At 49.1% G+C, this 15,909-nt stretch carries 15 protein-coding genes; 1 reads left to right on the top strand and 14 read right to left on the bottom strand.

Annotated elements, in window-relative coordinates; genetic code table 11:
* From H4F65_RS05805 to H4F65_RS05740, 14 genes are all read right to left on the bottom strand, one after another.
* On the bottom strand, positions 1-1,863 hold the full coding sequence (locus H4F65_RS05805; protein WP_159398234.1) for a type IV secretory system conjugative DNA transfer family protein: 1,863 nt from the start codon (positions 1,861-1,863) through the stop codon (positions 1-3).
* A 725-nt stretch (positions 1,864-2,588) separates the two neighbouring features.
* Complete coding sequence (locus tag H4F65_RS05800; RefSeq protein WP_010287717.1) at positions 2,589-2,891, bottom strand: TrbM/KikA/MpfK family conjugal transfer protein; 303 nt, start codon at positions 2,889-2,891, stop codon at positions 2,589-2,591.
* Positions 2,892-2,934: 43 nt separating this feature from the next.
* Complete coding sequence (gene virB11, locus H4F65_RS05795) at positions 2,935-3,951, bottom strand: P-type DNA transfer ATPase VirB11 (protein ID WP_159398233.1); 1,017 nt, start codon at positions 3,949-3,951, stop codon at positions 2,935-2,937.
* Positions 3,941-5,164 carry a VirB10/TraB/TrbI family type IV secretion system protein gene (virB10, locus tag H4F65_RS05790; protein WP_159398232.1) on the bottom strand — a complete coding sequence of 408 codons (1,224 nt, stop codon included), beginning with the start codon at positions 5,162-5,164 and terminating at the stop codon, positions 3,941-3,943. Before virB10 ends, virB11 begins: the two co-directional genes overlap by 11 nt.
* On the bottom strand, positions 5,161-6,051 hold the full coding sequence (gene virB9, locus H4F65_RS05785; protein ID WP_010286991.1) for a P-type conjugative transfer protein VirB9: 891 nt from the start codon (positions 6,049-6,051) through the stop codon (positions 5,161-5,163). Before virB9 ends, virB10 begins: the two co-directional genes overlap by 4 nt.
* Positions 6,051-6,734, bottom strand: coding sequence for a VirB8 family type IV secretion system protein (locus H4F65_RS05780; protein WP_010286993.1), 684 nt, complete (start codon positions 6,732-6,734; stop codon positions 6,051-6,053). The genes virB9 and H4F65_RS05780 overlap by 1 nt, the downstream gene beginning before the upstream one ends.
* The gene (locus H4F65_RS05775) at positions 6,727-6,867 is read right to left on the bottom strand and encodes a hypothetical protein (protein ID WP_010286996.1); all 141 of its coding nucleotides are present in this window, start codon (positions 6,865-6,867) and stop codon (positions 6,727-6,729) included. Before H4F65_RS05775 ends, H4F65_RS05780 begins: the two co-directional genes overlap by 8 nt.
* An 87-nt stretch (positions 6,868-6,954) precedes the next feature.
* Positions 6,955-7,995, bottom strand: coding sequence for a TrbL/VirB6 family protein (locus H4F65_RS05770; protein WP_010286997.1), 1,041 nt, complete (start codon positions 7,993-7,995; stop codon positions 6,955-6,957).
* A gap of 11 nt (positions 7,996-8,006) precedes the next feature.
* On the bottom strand, positions 8,007-8,231 hold the full coding sequence (locus H4F65_RS05765; protein ID WP_010286998.1) for an EexN family lipoprotein: 225 nt from the start codon (positions 8,229-8,231) through the stop codon (positions 8,007-8,009).
* A 10-nt stretch (positions 8,232-8,241) separates the two neighbouring features.
* On the bottom strand, positions 8,242-8,958 hold the full coding sequence (locus H4F65_RS05760; protein WP_010287000.1) for a TrbJ/VirB5 family protein: 717 nt from the start codon (positions 8,956-8,958) through the stop codon (positions 8,242-8,244).
* 23 nt (positions 8,959-8,981) lie between these two features.
* A complete protein-coding gene (locus tag H4F65_RS05755; protein ID WP_205536103.1) occupies positions 8,982-11,729 on the bottom strand; it encodes a VirB4 family type IV secretion/conjugal transfer ATPase in 2,748 nt (915 codons plus the stop codon).
* A 9-nt stretch (positions 11,730-11,738) separates the two neighbouring features.
* A complete protein-coding gene (locus H4F65_RS05750) occupies positions 11,739-12,020 on the bottom strand; it encodes a TrbC/VirB2 family protein (protein ID WP_010287611.1) in 282 nt (93 codons plus the stop codon).
* On the bottom strand, positions 12,017-12,682 hold the full coding sequence (locus tag H4F65_RS05745) for a lytic transglycosylase domain-containing protein (protein WP_010287612.1): 666 nt from the start codon (positions 12,680-12,682) through the stop codon (positions 12,017-12,019). Before H4F65_RS05745 ends, H4F65_RS05750 begins: the two co-directional genes overlap by 4 nt.
* A 68-nt stretch (positions 12,683-12,750) precedes the next feature.
* Complete coding sequence (locus H4F65_RS05740) at positions 12,751-12,972, bottom strand: hypothetical protein (RefSeq protein ID WP_010287613.1); 222 nt, start codon at positions 12,970-12,972, stop codon at positions 12,751-12,753.
* A gap of 497 nt (positions 12,973-13,469) precedes the next feature.
* On the opposite strand from H4F65_RS05740, the gene H4F65_RS05735 reads away from it, so the two are divergent.
* The gene (locus H4F65_RS05735) at positions 13,470-15,656 is read left to right on the top strand and encodes an AAA family ATPase (protein WP_010287203.1); all 2,187 of its coding nucleotides are present in this window, start codon (positions 13,470-13,472) and stop codon (positions 15,654-15,656) included.
* Positions 15,657-15,909 lie beyond the last annotated feature (253 nt).

The raw sequence follows: 15,909 nt of genomic DNA, 5'->3' as shown, positions 1-15,909 counted from the left end.
CTAAAAATTGAGCAAGGATGGTGTTTCGTCATCATCAGATCTCGGTTTTGCTGATTTACTTTCCCCTTCAAAGAAAAGATCAGGCTGGGTTGCCGCGACATTGGTTGTTGAAGCGGATGTCGCTCCTTCCTCGTCGAAGTCCAGCGCAATTTTTGCCGGTACTGCCGACGCGGCAATATCCGGAGACACGGAATAGATCTCCAGTTCGCGTTTTTGTACCTTAATGGGGGAAATCAGTGAGGCGGAGGGAAGCGTTCTCGTCGTAAAGATAAAGCTGACAAAGTCGGGCAGGTTCAGGATCATATTGCTGTCGATAAAGAAACGCTCTGCCTGTCTGATAGTTCGTTCACCGTCGATGGTTTCCGTCAGTACGGCATCAGTTTTGGCTTTGCGGATTTCATCATCCACTAAGACGGTGCCAGACATTCTCGCTACCCATTCCGCTGTATCCGGGTCCATAACGCGGTATACCAGCTTGAATTTAGCGTTTTCAACGACTGCACCGACAACTGCATCGCCTTTTAAATCCGCTGGGCAGTCTTTCAAATCGGCGACGGACTGATGGGCCATGATGATATGTACGCCTTTATCCCGTGCTGCGCCTAACCCCTCCAGCGCTGGTTTTGACAGATGGTATTTCAGTTCGTCGAGAAAGATGGCTATGGGACGGGGCGTTTCTTTTACCCGGTCACGTCGTTCTGCTAATTGGTAAAGTCGTACCAGCAGCATTCGCTGGGCGGTGATAATCTTGCTATTGCGCATTGAGCCGATGACATAGCAGCAGCCACCTTCATCAAAAACCGATTGGAGTGAAAATCCTGTCGGCGCGTTGATGGCATTGAGCAACGCCAGCTCTTCAATCTTGCCGAAAAAGGCTTTGATATCCCCCGCGATACCTTGAACATATTCGCCGTTATAAATATCGCGGATAGTCGAATATGTATGACTGCTGACAAATTGTGCCGCCATACGTGCCGCTTTTCGGTCGTCGATACGATAAAAATCGGATTCCTGACCTTTTTCCGCCAAGCTGAATCCCGCAACAAACAATTCCTCTAGTTCGTCAGGTGTAATATTTTCAATCAGATTTAATTGGTATTGCGGTTTTCGCAGGTCAATTAAGGCAAAGGGTTTGCCTGCATCCTCGCAGGCCTTGCGATAAAGATGCGGTGCCCATTCATCATCTTTTGGGTCCATAATAAATACACCTTCACCAGCCAGGATACTTTGGTAAAGCAATATACCGGTTGCTACACCTTTACCGGCTCCGGTGGTGCCGATAATATCTGCATGTTGTCTTTGCCAGTCTTTTAACGGGAGATACATCGGTTTTTCATCACGGTCTATCCCGATAAAAATACCCTTATTTAGGTTGATATAATCCAGCGGATTATAATGCAGCGTTTCCGGCAGCAGGGATTTTACCGTGCGAACATCGGTGCGTAATTCCCGTTCAAGACTGGTCTTTTTGATGAGTCGTTTTTTTATTTTATCCAGTTCAGGCGTTAATGCCCGACGCAGACTAATATGGAGAATAAGCCCTGCCACGGTAAATATAATTAATATTGACCAGTCCAGAATGGGAATGCGGGTAAGTATCCGAACGTTATAAAGCCACCTGAAAACGCTAATAAGTAAGGGGCCGACTGTGCCAAACAGGAAACACAGCAGGGAAAAAGTAATGATCAACTTTTTCCATAACGGGGCTTTCTGCCGATCGTCGATTTTCATTGAAGCGAAAAACGGCAGAGTCAGGCCCGATAATAGCGCCAGCATCAATTGATGCTGTTGCATAACATCAATAAAGGACAGCACACCATTTACTATCGGCGACAGTGAAATGGCAAGCTTATTTAACATCATGGTGCCTCCTTTGTCCGCGACTCGCCCCAACGCATCGCCCCATCAATTCGCCCCACGGTGTTGGGCGAAAAGGCGGGGCGAACGTCTGGGGCGAAGAAGGTGGCCGCTGTGCGGCCATGTGCAGGAAAGCATGCTTCCCTGCACTAAACGGCGTGCGCCAGTACATGCGGGCTGGACGCCCTTATTCCCTGTCACATGGGGGTAATGTCGTGGCTGGACGCCGCGCCAAAACCCCCAAGGTCAAAGGCGGCACACCGTCGCCCGCTACGCGCGACCACCCCCTTTGAGACGCCGTTTTTCGCCTATTTTTTCTTTTGTCCGTTCCGGCCAAGCGAAAAAATGGGAAAACGCCTTCAAAGCGGGTGGTCGCGCCACGCTACCGGCTTTTGGCCGGAGACTTAGCTGCGACGGTGTGCGGGGCAAGCCCCCCAAATAAACCGCTATCGTGGGCGATAGCTTTTCGCTCGCTGGGGCGGCGAAATTTATTCGGCTCCCCCCGGCCTGCAAAATCCGCGTGGGCGCGGCTGTTTGCAGATGGGTTCAGCGACGCAAATTAGCTATTTCTGCGAAATAGAATTTACTCGCCTTACGCCACTTTTAAATTTCTGCTATTCGCATAAATTTAAAAGCCTAAAACCGTCACGATCGGTGTCGAGTTTTCCATCCAGAGCTGACAGGAGGAACGGTAATAATCCCGATATTGCTATTACCGTTTTTCTTTGAATTCAGTTACGCACGCGGCCAAATTTATTAATTATCTGGTCGATAATTTTGGGGTCGACTGATTTGCATTCGAGTAATAAGGCTTTTCGGGCATCGGCAGTACGGCTAGGGTGAAATCCGTGTCTGTTCTTTTTCACAATAGTAAAGAAGGAATGTTCAGCGGACTGACATTCATTTCCTCCGCCGTTACCGGTTGCTTTACCGTACAGACATAAAACAATCTCACAGGCATCAGCGGCCATTACGATAGAGGGCAGTAGTAAATTCATGCAGAAAAGGCAGGCGGTGAATAGGATCGTTTTCATATCAAATACCTTTATTGGAAATAACAAGTGATTTAGCTATTTTTTATCTGAAGGTTTCTTTCATTTGATGAAGGTGTATCGGTTTGAAATAAATATCCCCCATCCGACGGATATCACCGTGAATATCTACGCTGACGATGATATCCACGCATTTAAGCACCTTGCGTAACAACACATCGAACGGGATATTTTTGCAGTCAGGGTTCTCATAGCAGCGGTCAATGATCCCTTCTATACATTCTTCCGGACTGCCTGCGTGCAGGGAAGTGATAAGGCCTTCATGCCCTGAACCGATAATTTTCAGCGCGTCCCACGCTTCCCGTCCACGAATTTCCGCCAGCAGAATCCGATCCGGATTCATTCGATAATTTGCCCGAATTAATCGACCGGGCGTGATAATCGCATCATCTCCGGCATCTGCCGGGTAAAACAGATGCACATAATTGGCGTGATGGTAAAAACGGATTTCGGGATTATCTTCAATCGTGGTTAGCCTGAGATGTGGCGGAATATAGTGCAGCAACGTCTTCATATAGGTGGTTTTACCGGAGCCGGTTTCACCAACAATAAAGATCGTTTTACCGTACTCAACGGCCTTTTCGATAAAGCTTGGAATATCACCATTGTTGTAGCATCGGGTCAGTTCATCATCTTTGCTTTCGTTTCTCTCCTTACCCGCTATCCGGTTATAAAAACCGGCATCAATCCAGGACTGATGTGTTTTTTGCTCAAATGACGGGTTTCGCAGCGTAATCGATACGGTATTCCGCTCACAGGCCGGGGGAATAATGGTCTGGACACGTTCACCTGATCCTAATGTGGCGGAAAGGATTGGGGAGGTATCATCGATATTGTCCTCGTTCCATGAGGCCAACGCTTTGGCAAACGCATGACACTGACGCAACGTAACCGGAGAATCATGCTTCTTCCATCGACCGTTTATTTTGGTGTGGATCTCTCCGGGGCGGTTGATGGCAATTTCCGTCAGGCCATCCAGTTTGAGATAATCGCCGAACAACTGAGTTTTCATAAAATCCAGCGACAGGTTTTCAGCGCTCATACCACCTCTTTTTTAGATGTAGTTGATAAACGGAAGAGAAATCGATATCCGTACCGGTCATAATGCCGATCACATCGCCCTGATTGAGGTACATCGTGGGCGGGATACTGATGCTGTTTTCCAGCGCCGTTTTCGCCATTTCTGACGCGGCAGCGCGGGTGTTTTCGGTGTAGTCGGTATTGCGGTCTTTCCCCGGTGCTGAATCTGATGCGGCTGCCGCCACGTCCTGTACGGTGCTCAACATCAACGCATTGCCGAACCGTTCCCAGAAATGGGTATCAATCCAGCCGCTAATCCCAGCCTCACCCAACGGGCCGGTGGCTTCGGTATCAACCAGCGGAATTTGCAGGCTACCGGGTTCCGGTGTGCGTAATTCCGTCCAGATGACAAACATCCGGCTCCGGCCATGTTGCAGCGCCCCGGTGCGGTAGAACCCTCTGGCGACGGTTCCGGCAGGGAGCAACTTCACGTAATGGTTAGCGCTGTAGACATCTTCGCCGATAAGGCAGGAAATACGACCACCCACGTCAGAGACAAAACGCTGCATCATTGAGCACGGAATATAACGATCAACCGGTAGGTAGAGATTGGGGTCGAGACCAAGCCGCCTGACACTGGTCACTTTTGCGACACCGGGATTGACGTCGTTAGTCTCTGTGCCAGACATGGTCGCAGGTGTGTCTTTGCTCTGTGTGCCGGAAGGTGCAGTTTGTGAAGCCTGAGTATTACCGCGTTGTGTGGACTCAGCGGCACTACTTGGGCTATCGACCAGTGCCGCCGCCTTATTTAAAGCAGGTGGCTCTGACGGTGATGCCGTCTGTATTGGGTGATTATCTGTTGCGGTTTCCTGTTTGTCCTGGCTGAACAGGCCGAACGGATTGTTGTCCATACCGAGGTTTTTACGCTCATGTTGCCCTGTACTGGCTGATGGCGGTGCTGGGGTTTCAACCGCCTTATTATCGCGTTGCTTTAATGCGACAAGGAAGCGATCTCCACCCAATGCCAGTGCAATCAGTGCGCCCAGACTCAGCAGGCTGACCAGCAGCGTCCGGCGGCTGGAGGCTTTTTTGAAGCGGGTCACTTCAGGTTGGCCGGGAGGTGTGTTTTGCTCTGGTGCCTGACTCGCCATCGCTGAACGGGCGCGTTCACGGGCTTCAGCCTCCAGCTCTGCCACAGTTTTTTCCGTTGTTTCTGGGATGGATTTATCAGTCATTTAGCCTCCAGCGTAACGACAGGTGAAACGGTGTCACCGCTGCCAACGGTGGCGTTGCCAAATGATGTATTCTCAATCCCGACCACCGCGCTGCCGTAGCGCAACACCAACTGTGGCGACAGCGCACGCACGACGACGACTGTGTAGTTTCCATGTTTGGCTATGCGGGGTGTTACGGTCTGTTCCTGCCCGTTAATGATCCGGAAGATCGATGGAAGGATTTTGACGGGAGAAAAACCGAGATAGATAAAGCGGCCATCATCGTAAGCGAAATCCGGTGCAATGGACGTTGAACCGGCTGCGACTCGCTTGGTATAGAGCCAGTTACGCGGCGTGGTTGACTGCTCAAATGCCGTTTCTATCTGCTGCTTTTCCTGTGTTTCACGCAGGAGTTTCAGACGCGCTGCGCTGGCTGCCTCTGATCGCCTGCGCTCGACATCCGGATAGCGAAAACGAATAATAAAGGCCTGTGAAGGCGAGTCATTCTCCAGTACGTTCAGTTCCAGACTGTAATCGCGCTTCGATGTCACGACAAAGAGATTGGTTCTCCACTCGCTCGCCGTTGGCAGAAACACTTTATTGACGTTGTTGCCGTTATCATCGGTTACCGGCTGGGTGATAGGGTTTGGGCTGATACCGACCCGGTTATCGCTTTTTGTGACTTTCCAGCCCTTAGGAAACCCCGCCTGCGCGTCGATGACTTCTTCATCGTCATCAAACAGGAGTGTGGTGAGGTAGCCGGGGCGGGTGTTGACGATAGTCGCATTTTGGCTGTTATAGGTGACATTCTGCATTCGGCTGTCATACGTGCTGCTGCGCGGTATCGCCGCGCTCCAGGCTGTGGATGACATCAGAAGGAGACACAAGATCACGGTTGTTTTCAGCATTATTCGCCCCTTAGTTCTTTATCGCGTTGATAGCTGGTCACGATGAACCCCAGCGGGTTCACTTCTCGCTGGCTGTCTGTGAGTTGTTTGCGGGGGAGATAGCGATAAGTCAGTCGGATATTCCAGACATCTGTTTTAACCGAGTTATCGACAATGCGGCGGATAGTCCGTTTAATGCGTAGAGTCGCCAGATGGTCAGGTGCTGTAGCAGTCGCGTGAACGTTGGAAATAATGTCAATAGACACGACATATTCCGCTTTATTGAAAATGATATCGGGTGCCTGATTGCTGTTAAACCCGTCGAGATAATCCCGGTTCACGCTGTCGCTATTGAATAACTGCACATCGTCGTAATCGCGCTGGAGAGCAAAATAGTTATAGCCCTCGCGGAGCCTGACATAATGCGCCGCTAACGCCTGAGCCAGTGCTTTCTCTGCGGAAATACTCTGCTCTTTAATCCGGGTCATATATTCATAACGTCCGGTCTGTTTATCCACCGACCATAATTCGATTTCGGTGGTTTTCAGCGGTAGCAGAATAATCAGTGCGGTGATCGCCATTGCGGCCAGAGCAAACCCTATGGCCGCTATTCGCCACGCCATCTTTTTTTCCCGTTCATCCTTTTCCAGCAGGACAGATTCAAAGGCGCGGGATGACGCAATGATGCTTTCTGTTTCAGACATGCTTTGTCAGCTCCTGAATAATCGCGGGAGAATTAACCGGTTGGGGATCGCCAGATACTGGCGGGAGATCGTGCTGACGCTGTGCGCAGCCCATGAGGACGCATAGCATCAGAAAGATGAGGCTGGATTTCATATTGATTCCTGTGTTTGTCGAAGACAGAAATGCCGTACCGGCGGCGGTTGCCACGGCACGCGGTGGAGAGACTGCGTTAGGAGGAGATTAGCGGTTACGCTGTTGGTTGAAACGCTTCATGCTATCGATAGACGCCGCACGTTTTTGCCATGCGGATAGGGCTTTGCTGGTGCCTGCGGCGATAAGTGAACCTGTTGCAGTAGCGGCGCTGACGCCCGCTTTTGTCGCAAGTCGCGCACCTGTCGCACCGGCTTTCATGACCGGTTTCGCTACGTCAGAAGATGGTTTCGCCAGCCCACGTAGGCCGCCCATAGCGGCACCCTGTAGTGCTGCTTGAACGGCAACGCCACCTAATGCATTCGCGATTTTGGCTGAAAACCAGATAATGACGCCGGAAATAACACCCGCAACGCAGCACTGAACACCCAGTGTGATGATATTGGCGCTATCTGCAAAGTTAACCGCTTTATCTAATAAGCCATTGAGATAATTAATGACAATCCTGATGGATAACGCGGAAAACATAATCGTCAGGATCACCGTGAAGATAATTTTCAGCCAGTTGTTAAACATTGGAATAAGGAATCCATACAGCAGGCAGAAAATAAATAACGGTGCAGTGGTGGTCATTAATACAATGATAATTCCGGCTAACAGGTTAACTGCCGAACCAAATAGCAGAGTGACGATTGCACCTCCCCAGACCAGCAGTTGGGCAATACCGCCGTTGAGTTTTACATAGGTGGAATCATCCTGTTGATAAAGCTTTTGTCCTATCGTTTGCGCTTTCGCCCAGACGGTATCCAGTAACACCCAGACATTGTCATCACCGCTGACGCCGTCAGTTAATCCGTTAATGGAAGAAATGGCTAAATCCAGCCAGCCATCGAGATTTAAAACGAATGTCATGATTAATAACATTCGCCCGACATCCCATATGACATCTTCTACAGGCGTTTGGAGTTTTCCAGCCAGGGTTTGATAACCCCGATACGTGACAAATAACGTGAAGGAACTGACGGCGATAACGCTTACCATATCGCCGTACACGGAGGTTTGTCCCCGTAGTACGGCATGTAAACCGTCAGTGATCGTGTTGTTCATTCCAACAAACATACCACCTGACATAGATGACCCCTTTAATTCAAATCGGGAACCTTGGCATTTTCCTGACGGAGTTCAAATCGCGCTTCTCGTGCATTTTTGCAATCTTGGGAGTCATCACCGGATGATTCACACGCTTTATATCGCTGGTTCATTTCATCCGGATGTTCTTTGTACCACTGCGTTGATTTTGGGTTGTCACACCCCGCCAGAAATAATGAGCTTAAAATAATCGGAAAAATGCAAAGTGACGTTTTCATTCTTACCCTCTCAATAATTAAAGTCAGGAATCGGAGCGGCGAGTTGTTGTTCATTGAATGCTTTTTGCCGCTGTAGAGTCAACATCGCGGCACGCTGTTCAGCCTGCTTGACTGACATTTCCCATTGGCTGGTTAATGCATTCAATTGTACGCTTTTGGCTGCCACCGCGTTAGCCAAGTCCTGTGACTCTTTCGAGTCTTTGGCGTTGGCTATGCGGTCGGATAAGTCTGATATATCGTTTAATGTGCTATTAATCTTGTTTTGGACATCGCTGGTATTCTCAATTGAGACTGCCTGATTGAGGACAAGTTGTTTGCAACTTTCAAGATAACGTTGCGATGAACTGGACTGATTACAAATATCAAACGAGTGATATTTGTTATATAGGCGCTGAAGGTCAGAAGAATAATAACCGTTTGAGTTGGTCAGCAGGTCATCCAGTGAAATACTATTTTTACGGAGATGTTCGATATCGTTTTTTAGGTTTTTAGCATCGATGAGAAATCCCTGAATATTTCGTATACCTGTTGCGGTCGCTAATTGCTGCTTATAGGCATCAAGCTCGCTTTTATAATGGGTGACTGTGTCCTGCCATTGCTGGAGTTTCTGTACCCATTGGTTAATCGACTCGGTATTACTGGCGGCATCAAATACCGGGATACCGGCGCTTATCGCTGGTGTAGACATCAATAGCGATAACGCCAGACACATCTTTCTGGTTTGCATGGTGATGACCTCCAAGGTGAATATCAGATAGCGTTGTTAAGGAACGTTTCTTTCCAGTCTTGAGGGGACATGCCTTCCTGATAAATAGCATCAAATATTTTCAGGTTGTCTTCACTGCCGCTCAGGATTTTGGTGATGTTCCCGAGGCCCGATAAATCCATCCTTGCCATGGCGACAAACGGGCGCGTTTCACCAGCACGTAGTGGTGTTTTCAGGACAACCATATAATGCTCGCCGGGATCAAGGCTGCGAACCATGTCGTAAACGCTTTCAGGGACTTTCATTTTCTCCACGTAATCCACATGGTTGGCTTTGGGGTTAGCGAGAAAGATTTGCGTGCTGCACTGCTCAATGATCGCCGGAGCGATGGGATACCTGACGATTTCATCGGGTGACTGGGTGGCGGGGATAAAAATGCCGTTCAGTTTGCGGATCACCTTGAGCATATTGAGGGAGAATTTAGAAAACTCGACATCCGCCAGCCATTTCCAGAACTCATCCATGAACATCACCAGTCGGCGACCATCCAACAAGCTGGTAACGCGGTACAGCAGGTAAAAGGTGATCGGCCCGCGAATGTCGTCATCATCCAGGAATTCCGTGCCGTCGATACCAAAATTATCAATATTGCTGATGTTGAACGTGTCCTCCTCGTTATCGAACACCCAGCCGAATTCACCACCCTGCGCCCACTGTTTTAGTCGTATACGCAGGCCGTTAGTTCGTGCCTCTTTGGTCGGTGGTTCGGGCAACACTTCCAGCAATCGGGTAATACCATAGCGGCGATATTCCGGCGGATAGTCCAGCATGATGGTGTCCACCGCAGTGCTGATACGCTCTTCATCGCGGGGATCGAGTGGCTTACTGTCACGACGGCACAGCATCCGGATCAGCCGCTTGATAAAGCTGATATTCCGCCGGGTAGGCGGAAGTGAGAACGGGTTAAATCCGGTAGGGATACCGGTCCGGATTCGGAAGTAACGACCTCCCATCTGGCGGATCGACATCTCTGCCGCTCTGTCTTTATCAAAGTAAACGGTGGTCAGCCGTTTGATGGTGGCAGAGGCGGAAAATGTTGCCGGATTGCGGTACTTCTGCGTCAACTGTTTCATCATCGTCATCAGCAGGGTCTTTCCTGAACCGGTTTTACCGATGATGGCAGTATTCCCCGGCGTTTTCTCATTGAAGTCATTCCGTCCTGCCTGACTGTCATGCACGTTCAGATAATAACCGCCACCACCGGGAGATTTCAGGATGGCGATAGCCTCACCCCACGGATTGCCATTACGCTTGTGAGGATGAAAGTTATGCAGACTCCCCATATCTGCGTAGTTCTGGCTACTGACCACCACCAGACGCGGTCGCAGCGAGTAGACGCCGGGGAGTTGAGCCAGATAGGCGGCAGGTAACGACAGCGTGGACAGGGATGTCATGATGCCGAGGTCGTTAAAAGGCTGGGCCAGCGCATTGGTCTCCTTTACCACCTGATCGGCGCTGGCGGACGAGACCAGAAGGGAGAAGTGATACTTGCCACAAGACACATGCCCGGACTGGAGCAGATCGCGTAAGACGATTAATTCTTCACGCTGTGAAATGGCGTCATCGTCGGTTGCGTTCAGCCGTTTTTCCGCCAGTCGGATATGATTTTGCGCTTCATCCCGTGCCATACAGGTAAAAGACTGCGTCAGTACATACTCGCTTTCGGCATACAGCAGCGCATCCAGCAGGCCGGTATAGGTTTCCGGTGAATAGTCTTTAATTTCCAGACTGCGGAAGAAGCGGGAACCGCCGACCATTTGACATTCGGCGGTATCGGTGGTAAAGAATACATCCGGCGTGCTGAGTGTGTGATAAAACGGTGTGCGTGTCACCGGCACGTTCTGCCATTTACCTGTAATTAGCCGATGATAGAAAGCCAGTTGTGAAGAGTAAGCCCGACCTTTTTCCTCATAAAGGCCCAATGGAGTTGCCACATAACGTGACAGGGCGGTGTGGATGGCTTCATGGTGCTCCAGCATCCCTTTCAGGGCATCATCCAGCGCCGCTTTCCTTTTTCCGGCGGTCTGCGCCTTCATGACTTTTTTCTCCAGCGTGGAGAAAGGGGCATAACAGACGGTGAAAAACAGCCGATGCCGCCAGAGTGGTTTCTCTTTTAGTGGCTGGTAATAGCGTTCCGTGACTTCATCCGAAAAGGGGATGCCCGAGCTGGTGTCAAAGCCATCCTGATATTTCTCTCGTATGCGGTGAATATAGAAGGTGATCGGTAGCCCTTCATACGAGCGGATCAAGTTGTTGAGGTGGCTTGCCAGCAGTGTTAGGTGATGTTCGTCCTCACATTCAAATACAGTACCGCCCAATTCCCAAGTAGTGACTAAATCACCGGCGCGATTTCTTATGATGTGTGGGTGAATGTGGGAGGAATAAGGAATGTACTTATCCAGCGTGATGCGCTCGTTTAATTTCATCTTAGCGGTAAACTCCGAAACATCGACGGCGTCATAGTGGTTTGCCAGCACGGCACTGGCACCGAAATGGCGATTCGTGGCAAACCGCCCGCGAGTTTTAAAGGCGAGCCAAAGCAGTCCGAAATAATGAATATCCGTTCGAGCTTTTGCCTTCATTTCCAGCCAGGCTGGGATCAGTAACAGTGAAAGGTAATAGCTGGTGTAAACCGACAGTAGGACGATAGCTCCGCTGACGATCACGAACGGGACGAGAGGGATACCCATAATGGCGGCAGGGCGGGTCAGTGCTTTGTTCAAGGTGGTCATCGGTTTCCCCTAGGATGCCCAATAGGCACCAAAGCCCGATGCGCCGACAATCAGGATGGCTCCGATAATGACGTTGCGCATGTCATGCAAGCTTTTACCGTCAAACAACACCTTGTAACCTACCCACATGGTTGCCAGCGTTATCGTAACGGCGGCCAGCCCGAGCAAGCCGGAGGAGGTATTACTCAGCGTGTCGTTGGCTTTATTAAATCCGCTCCCTGCTGCCAGCGTTTGGGTCGATATCAACAGGGAAGAAAGCGCAGGCCAGTATTTACGTTTTTGCATCGTCATTGTTCCTCATTAATCACAGGCAGGGATACATCGCCGCGAAGGATGGCAACGGGATAGTGCAAGGAGGTCAAAACCGGTGTGGTTTTATCGGTGATTTCACCGCGCAGGACGGTGGTCGGATAATGAATATCTGAAGTGGATTTATAGGTGGTACTGCGCTTGAGATCTTCCCGCGTTGACGGGACCGCATAGCCAATACGTTGAATATAACTGGTTTGGTTAAAGGCAGATTCTGGCTGCTGACCCGTATCGAAATTGCCAGAATAGTAACAACTGAGCGCTCTTCTCAGCGTGCCGCCTCGCTGGTAGCAATCGGTGAGGATACGCTCAAAAACGGACAGATTAGTGCAGGGGTCTAACAAGTCATTTGCTGTTACGCCGTAATGGCGAAAGTTGGTACTGGTGATTTGCATCAACCCGACCGAATAGCGACGACCTCTTGCGACTACCTGCTTGATGATGTTGATGGCAGTTTGTTTGCTGGTGGGCTGATGAGAAATGACGCCTACGCTATCGGGCGCTCTTTCTTCCTTTGGCACAATCTCAGCGACGGCGTAAGGATTAAAGCTGGATTCCACTTTAGCTACATCAAATGCGGTGGATGGGTGAATTGTGGCGGCACACTGCATGACCGCCGCCAGAAAAGCAGTGGGTGAAAGCATGGTTGCCTCGGTAACAAGTATAGCCACACGTAGCCATCAGACTGTCGGTGGCATGAGAAAGGTGCGTGTTAATCGTGCTGGGGGGCTTGCGGTATGTCGCTATCGTCTCTCGGTTCAAGAAGTACCAGCTTACCGGAGACAGCAATGCCGGGCGTCAGTACGATGTTCAATCCAGGTTTGCCGTTATGAGCGAATGCTACGCCGACTTTTGTCCAATATGTGATCTTCTCTCTGCTGGTATCGGGTTGGCTTTCCTGCGTGACAAACACGTGATAGGTAGGTTTTCTCATGCTATTTCCTTTAATAAAAAGTCATGGTGAATTAACTCAATTGATCACATCCCGATTCTGCATTCCGGTTTCAACGGGTCAGCGAGAACATTCAGCGGCACCCTGAATTGTGGTTGTGTGACAGCCCGACTCATTTTGTTAAAGAGCAATACTCGTCCCGGACGAATGAACGTCCATCAAGCTCGCCAGTGGAAGGTGGCGCGATAAGAGTGCGATATCGGCGTTAGGATGAGAATGAGAAAATCAAAATGGGAATGAGAGAGAATATATATAGCGTGGTAATTATTTCTGGATGGGCTGTGTTAGATTTTGATTGGTACTTTTGTGGTTCAAGGCTACACCTAATCGGTAGTAGCAGTGAAACCACTTAATATAATAATGCCTAGGCAGAATTACAGGTATATATGTAATGACCATAACTAGTTATAGTCATTATTGCATATATTAAAGCGAATAAATTGTGAGTTTTAAACTGTATTCTCAAGAGGAGATAAAGTATGAGCATTCTGTCTGTAAATGGTGTGCGAAGTTATCGTAGCTCAGAGCCAGTGGTATTTGATTTTAGCAACCCGGTTACCATGATTTACGGGCAAAATGGTGCAGGAAAATCTACCATTTCGGGTTATTTTTACAGGCCTAATCATCCTGATTTTGCTGGTTGTTCGCTTATTCCTCCGTTAGATATGCGCACTCTTGTCTTTAGCCAGGAATACGTAACAGATATTTTCAGTGCACCTTTCCAGCCTGGTGTTTTCTCTCTAAGCGAGGAAAATGCTGCAGTAAGAGAGGAGATTGCAGCGCTTGATGATGAAATTAGTCGATTCAGAGAAAGAATCCAGACTAATGAAAGTGAGCATCAGGAAAAAAATGAAATGGCCACGCGCGTAAGATCCCAATGCGAAGAAGCCATTAAGGGCTGTGTAGCCGAAATTAAAAAGACATCTCTGTGGGATCTTATGGAAGGTGTGAAACAAGGACCTCGTCTTTATCAGGCTATCATCAGCCATACAGACACAGTCAATACTTCAACAGCAGAGCTAAATGCAGTTTTTCGACAGCTTCAGTCAAGTCAAGGCAACCGTTTATCATCGCTAGCTGAACTGAATATGTTGCTTATTACTAAAGAAGAGGCTGCCCTGCTGGCTTTGGTATTAGTCCCGTCAGGTGACAGCCAGCTTGCAACCGCGATAGCACAACTGGGAAATGCAGAATGGGTAGCTGCAGGTAGGGCTTGGCTCACTGAGGATATCTGCCCGTTCTGCCAGAACAGAGTGGATGCTGGTCATCTACGTAGAGAAATTACTTCTCTCTTTGATCGCAGTTGGGAGGATAAAATGATACGTCTTGAAGCTATTGCTTCACAAATCAGGATATGGCTCGATAATGCAAATCTTTGGAGAACACAAGCGCAGGCCTGCACACTTATTGACGTTACAGACCCTGTGTTGCTCACACTAGATGCACTCATTCAAAAGTGGTCTGGGAACCTCCGCCTAGTTGAAAGTAAAATATCTGCACCCTCTGAACAGATTGTACTGGACGATACTCTCAGCGAGGCAGAAAATTTCAACAATGCATACGTTGCATTAGCCGAGCGTATAACTACTCATAACCACCGGGCGGATAACTATCAGACTGAATATAACCAAATGGGACATAGGCTTCGTAGTCACATTCGCGCGCTATCCACAGATGCTATCAGTAGCCATGATGCTCAGCTTAGAGAATTGGCTGATGCATCCAGAGAACTCGATAGGGATCGGCGAGTCCTCCAAAACCGATTGCAGGAGCTGCTCGAGCAGATACGTTCTCTAAATGCTCAAATCATTAACTGCAGTGATACTGTCGAAAATATCAATTTCGGTTTGGAAGCTCTTGGCGTTAACGGATTCAAAATCGCTATTCATGATGCTGCACTAGATTCATATAGGCTTGAGCGCCCTGACAGGGGGAGTGATGAAGGGGTATTTGATACTCTAAGCGAAGGCGAAAAAACCCTGATTGCTTTTTTATACTTCTTGGAAACATGTGAAGGCAGAACCAGCCGAGATGAGCATGATGTTCGCGAAAAGCTGATAGTCATTGATGATCCTATATCTAGTCTGTCGCAAAACTATATTTTTGAAATAGCTTCATTGATACAACAGCGTGTAATTAAGAGCCACATTGCCGCGAGAGTGATCATACTTACTCACAGTTTGTTCTTTTTCCAAGAGATGTTGCTTTCTGCTCAGGGGAAAAAAGATGCCAATGGTTTGCCCCCTGGATGGTTACTATACCGCGTTTCAAAGAGTATCCACAGTGTGGCAAGTCTTATCTCAGGTAATGCGCTATTAAACGATTATCAGGCGATGTGGCATGTACTGAGAGAATCCCGTGACGACCTGGTTGCTTCGGTTGTAATTCCAAATACCATGAGGCAGATCCTAGAATATTACTTCGGTTTTTCGGGCAAGCACGCCAAACTGAGCGTGATGCTCGATAGACTCGCCCGTGAACGGGGTGAGCCAGGATTTCAGGCATTCGCTCGTTATATAAATCGGCATTCGCATGCTGATGCGCGTAACATCAGGCTTCTCGAAACCGCATCTGTTATGAATTATCTTGCATGGTTTGAACGCGTATTTGAAGCTGTCGAGGATTTAGAACATTATGAACTAATGATGGGTCGAGATACGGCTTAAGATAAGGGTTGTCACTTCTTCCGGATTTATCCATCAGCGGGTTGGCAGGGAGCGCGTGTGCATGCACACGCTTTCCCAGCGGCCGAGACGAAAACGCATATACTGGCGAACCAGCACTGGTTTAAGTTCCATACCGAAGTCCTCTTGACGCCGGCGAACCGCCGGCTGGCCTCATACACCTCGTACAAGCGTGACTATCGTGCAGAGACTAGGGTCCGGAAAGAAGTGACCGATATACTATACAACAGTCCGT

It is taken from the genome of Pectobacterium brasiliense (assembly GCF_016950255.1).
Taxonomy (GTDB): Bacteria; Pseudomonadota; Gammaproteobacteria; order Enterobacterales; family Enterobacteriaceae; genus Pectobacterium; species Pectobacterium brasiliense.
Note: the sequence above shows the minus strand (reverse complement) of the source record. Positions and strands in the feature narration are given on the sequence as shown.

Bases quoted from the DNA above. Each gene is read 5' to 3' on its own strand.
- H4F65_RS05805 (WP_159398234.1), bottom strand. From the start codon at position 1,863: ATGATGTTAAATAAGCTTGCCATTTCACTGTCGCCGATAGTAAATGGT.
- H4F65_RS05800 (WP_010287717.1), bottom strand. From the start codon at position 2,891: ATGAAAACGATCCTATTCACCGCCTGCCTTTTCTGCATGAATTTACTA.
- virB11 (WP_159398233.1), bottom strand. From the start codon at position 3,951: ATGAGCGCTGAAAACCTGTCGCTGGATTTTATGAAAACTCAGTTGTTC.
- virB10 (WP_159398232.1), bottom strand. From the start codon at position 5,164: ATGACTGATAAATCCATCCCAGAAACAACGGAAAAAACTGTGGCAGAG.
- virB9 (WP_010286991.1), bottom strand. From the start codon at position 6,051: ATGCTGAAAACAACCGTGATCTTGTGTCTCCTTCTGATGTCATCCACA.
- H4F65_RS05780 (WP_010286993.1), bottom strand. From the start codon at position 6,734: ATGTCTGAAACAGAAAGCATCATTGCGTCATCCCGCGCCTTTGAATCT.
- H4F65_RS05775 (WP_010286996.1), bottom strand. From the start codon at position 6,867: ATGAAATCCAGCCTCATCTTTCTGATGCTATGCGTCCTCATGGGCTGC.
- H4F65_RS05770 (WP_010286997.1), bottom strand. From the start codon at position 7,995: ATGTCAGGTGGTATGTTTGTTGGAATGAACAACACGATCACTGACGGT.
- H4F65_RS05765 (WP_010286998.1), bottom strand. From the start codon at position 8,231: ATGAAAACGTCACTTTGCATTTTTCCGATTATTTTAAGCTCATTATTT.
- H4F65_RS05760 (WP_010287000.1), bottom strand. From the start codon at position 8,958: ATGCAAACCAGAAAGATGTGTCTGGCGTTATCGCTATTGATGTCTACA.
- H4F65_RS05755 (WP_205536103.1), bottom strand. From the start codon at position 11,729: ATGACCACCTTGAACAAAGCACTGACCCGCCCTGCCGCCATTATGGGT.
- H4F65_RS05750 (WP_010287611.1), bottom strand. From the start codon at position 12,020: ATGACGATGCAAAAACGTAAATACTGGCCTGCGCTTTCTTCCCTGTTG.
- H4F65_RS05745 (WP_010287612.1), bottom strand. From the start codon at position 12,682: ATGCTTTCACCCACTGCTTTTCTGGCGGCGGTCATGCAGTGTGCCGCC.
- H4F65_RS05740 (WP_010287613.1), bottom strand. From the start codon at position 12,972: ATGAGAAAACCTACCTATCACGTGTTTGTCACGCAGGAAAGCCAACCC.
- H4F65_RS05735 (WP_010287203.1), top strand. From the start codon at position 13,470: ATGAGCATTCTGTCTGTAAATGGTGTGCGAAGTTATCGTAGCTCAGAG.